The 3287-nt window shown below is 73.2% G+C and carries 5 protein-coding genes; 2 read left to right on the top strand and 3 right to left on the bottom strand.

Annotated features, from left to right (window positions below; genetic code table 11):
* A partial coding sequence (locus tag GTW08_RS31980; RefSeq protein WP_237453966.1) for a hypothetical protein occupies positions 1-236 on the top strand: 236 nt, incomplete at its 5' end.
* A gap of 6 nt (positions 237-242) precedes the next feature.
* Here the strand turns inward: GTW08_RS31980 and GTW08_RS18475 are convergent.
* Complete coding sequence (locus GTW08_RS18475) at positions 243-473, bottom strand: hypothetical protein (RefSeq protein WP_224401401.1); 231 nt, start codon at positions 471-473, stop codon at positions 243-245.
* A 211-nt stretch (positions 474-684) separates the two neighbouring features.
* Here GTW08_RS18475 and tenA point away from each other — a divergent pair, with 211 nt between their 5' ends.
* Positions 685-1353 carry a thiaminase II gene (tenA, locus tag GTW08_RS18470; RefSeq protein ID WP_100878750.1) on the top strand — a complete coding sequence of 223 codons (669 nt, stop codon included), beginning with the start codon at positions 685-687 and terminating at the stop codon, positions 1351-1353.
* 15 nt (positions 1354-1368) lie between these two features.
* Here the strand turns inward: tenA and GTW08_RS18465 are convergent, their stop codons facing one another.
* Complete coding sequence (locus GTW08_RS18465) at positions 1369-1773, bottom strand: phage holin family protein (protein ID WP_073576508.1); 405 nt, start codon at positions 1771-1773, stop codon at positions 1369-1371.
* Positions 1770-3020, bottom strand: a complete 1251-nt coding sequence (locus tag GTW08_RS18460) for a serine hydrolase domain-containing protein (protein WP_073576872.1) — start codon at positions 3018-3020, stop codon at positions 1770-1772. Before GTW08_RS18460 ends, GTW08_RS18465 begins: the two co-directional genes overlap by 4 nt.
* Positions 3021-3287 lie beyond the last annotated feature (267 nt).

Below are 3287 nucleotides of genomic sequence, written 5' to 3'. Positions count from 1 at the left end.
GAGGACACACCACCGAGACCCCGGCTACCGGCACGGCTCCCCGCGGGGTCCGGACCGGCGCCGTACGCACCGGCGGGCCGTCGGCCGTCGCACGCACCCTGGACGTCCTCGGCCGGGTCGGAAGCATCACCACGATCGCGGCGATGCTGGTCCTGTCCGCCGCACTGGCCGGGCTCGCCGACGGCACCCCGCCGAGCGGTGCGGCCGCCGAGGTGGCCGTGGCGACCCTGCGCTGAGCGGGGTCAGGCCGCGTCGGAGCGCGCCGCCCGGTCCGGCGGCACCGCCTTCATGACGTGGTCGACCAGGTCCAGGACCATGCGGTTCCCGCCGAGGCGGTACCCGAAGTCCTCCCAGCCGAGCAGCTCGCGCGAGATCAGCTCGCCGACCGGCCCGGGGTAGATCCGGGTCGCACGGAACGCGGCCGCGCGGATCCGCATCTTCTCGTGGTGATCCATGGGTTGCGGGTCGCTCATACCCTCACCTCCACGTCAGGGGGACTGGACGTGGCGCGTCCTCCACATTGAGCGGCTCGCCTGCGTTCCATGGTGACACCCCCACGCCGCAGTACCGGGCGACGTGCGCAGGATCTCAGGCACCGTGTCACCGGGGTGTTCCCCGCCGGTCACGCCGGCGTTGCGGGATCGATCACACGACCGGCCGGGCCCCGGTGGATACCGTGGCCGCATGGCCGACCGCACCCGGGACCTGCTCTGGTCCGACGTCGACACCCTGTACGGGGCGATCCTCGCCCACCCGTTCGTCACCGGGCTGACCGACGGCTCGCTTCCGCACGAGACGTTCCGGCACTACATCGTCCAGGACGCGCACTACCTGCGCGGCTACGCCACGGCGCTCGCCGTGTGCGCGGCGAAGGCCCCGACCGACGACGACACCCTCATGTTCGCCGAGCACACCGCCGGCGCGATCGCCGCCGAGCGGGAGCTGCACGCCGACCTGCTGGGCGCGCTCGGCCTCACCTCGGAGCAGGCCCGCGAGCTGCCGGTCGCCCCGGCCACCCGCGCCTACGTCAGCTACCTGCTGGCGGCCGCCTACGGCGGGTCCTACGCCGAGGGCGTCGCCGCGGTGCTGCCCTGCTACTGGATCTACGGCCGGGTCGGCGAGCACCTGGTCGGCGCCGGCTCCCCCGACCCGGTCTACCAGCGCTGGATCGACATGTACGCGGGCGAGGAGTACCACGCCGTCGTCGAGGCCGTGCTGGACGCGACCGACCGGGTCGGCGCCGCCGCGTCGACGGGGGAGTTCGCCCGCATGCGCGAGCACTTCACGACGACCTCGCGCTACGAGTGGATGTTCTGGGACGGCGCGTACCGCCGGGAGACCTGGCCGGTCTGAGCCCGGCCGGTCGCCTCAGCGGTTGTCGAGCCGGTCCGGGATCACCAGGTGCAGGAAGAACGACACGATCCCGACGACGATCGCGCCCCAGAACGCCGCCCAGAACCCGTCGACGGTGAACGGCAGGTTCAGCACCGACGACAGCCAGCCCGTCAGCAGGAACATGAGCGCGTTCACCACGAGCGCGAACAGACCCAGCGTGAGGATGTAGAGCGGGCAGCCCAGCGTCGCCACGATCGGCTTGACCACGGCGTTGACCAGGCCGAACACCAGGGCCACGCCGATCAACGTGAGGATCGAGGTGGAGGTGCCGGCGCTGTCCAGCCGGATGCCGCCGACCAGCACCGTCGCCACCCACAACGAGGCGGCGACGACGAGCGTGCGGATGGTGAAGGTGAGCACGGGGCTCGGTGGGGTCATCGGTCGGTCACCGCCTGCTGGACCAGCGTCTGGAGCTGGGATCGGATCGGATAGGTGCTGGAGGGGACGAGCTGGGTCATGAAGACGACCACCAGGTCGTCGACGGGGTCCACCCAGAACGCGGTGGAGGCCAGCCCGCCCCAGGCGAAGGTGCCCTCGTTGGCGAAGCCCTTCGTCGCCGCCCCGTCGACGACGACGGAGAAGCCGAGCCCGAAACCGACACCGGCGAACGCCGACTCGGAGAAGATGGGCCGCCCGACGGTGTCGAGGTCGGCGCCGCCGGGCAGGTGGTTGCGGGTGGCCCGGGCCAGGGTGCGCGGGCCGAGGATGCGAGCGCCGTCGAGCTCGCCGCCGCGGGCGAGCATCCGGGCGAACCGCAGGTAGTCGCCGGTGGTGGACAGCAGTCCGCCGCCGCCGGAGAGGAAGGTGGGCTCGCGGGTCGCGGACCGGGCGAGCACCTTGTTCTCGACCAGACCGCCGCCGGGGCGGGCGTTGTAGAGCGTCGCGAGCCTGCCGGCCTGCGCGGACCCCTCCGGCACCCAGAACGCGGTGTCGGTCATCCCGAGCGGGCCGGTGATCTCCTCGCGGAGGAACTCGTCGAGCCGGCGCCCGGACGCGACCTCGACGACCCGGCCGAGCACGTCGGTGGCCACCGAGTAGTTCCACTCGCGGCCCGGCTGGAACAGCAGCGGGAACGACGCGAAGTGCTCGCTCGCGGCCGCGAGGTCCATCCCGGACGGGGCGCCGAACTCGAAGCCCTTGGAGCGGTACATCTCGTCGACGGGGTGGGCGTGGTGGAAGCCGTAGGTCAGGCCCGCGGTGTGGGTCAGCAGATGGTGCACCCGCATCGGCTCGACGGCCGCGTCGGTCCCCGGATTGAGCGCCGAGCCGCCGCGGTAGACGCGCTGCTCGGCGAACGCCGGGATGTAGCGCGACACCGGGTCGGTGAGCTCCAGGGCGCCTCGCTCGGCGAGCATCAGGACCGCGACCGAGGTGATCGGCTTGGTCATCGAGTAGATGCGCCAGAGCGTGTCGTCGGTCACCGGAGCGGCGGAGTCGAGGTCGCGGACGCCGAGGTGGGTCAGGTGCGCGAGCCGGTCGTGCCGGGCGACGGCGATCGTCGCGCCGGCGAGGCGGCCGTCGTCGACGTAGCGGCGGAAGTGGCTGTCGATCCGGGCCAGCCGGGCGGGGTCGAGGCCGACCTCCGCCGGGTCCGCCTCGAGCGTGCCGAAGGTCGGGGAGGTCACGATCACGACCCTACCCGCGGGCCGCGTCCACAGTTCTGACGATCCTGCGGCCCGGCGCGTCACCCGGCGGACGCCCGCTCGTACTACCGGAAGTGCCCTGCGGGGCACGCGGACACCGGCGGGGGCCGGTGCCCGCCCACGCGTCGTGGCCGGTCCGAACGGGGAGCCCGGGCGGGCCACGGCGCGGCCGGGCCGGAGCGACGCGGACCCGAGCGGCTCAGACCGGCACGATCTCGTAGCGGGCCAGGCGCTCGCCGCGCAGCGCGG

This window comes from Pseudonocardia sp. SID8383, from assembly GCF_009864975.1.
Taxonomy (GTDB): domain Bacteria; phylum Actinomycetota; class Actinomycetes; order Mycobacteriales; family Pseudonocardiaceae; genus Pseudonocardia; species Pseudonocardia alni.
Note: the sequence above shows the minus strand (reverse complement) of the source record. Positions and strands in the feature narration are given on the sequence as shown.

Bases quoted from the DNA above. Each gene is read 5' to 3' on its own strand.
- GTW08_RS18465 (WP_073576508.1), bottom strand. From the start codon at position 1,773: ATGACCCCACCGAGCCCCGTGCTCACCTTCACCATCCGCACGCTCGTC.
- tenA (WP_100878750.1), top strand. From the start codon at position 685: ATGGCCGACCGCACCCGGGACCTGCTCTGGTCCGACGTCGACACCCTG.
- GTW08_RS18475 (WP_224401401.1), bottom strand. From the start codon at position 473: ATGAGCGACCCGCAACCCATGGATCACCACGAGAAGATGCGGATCCGC.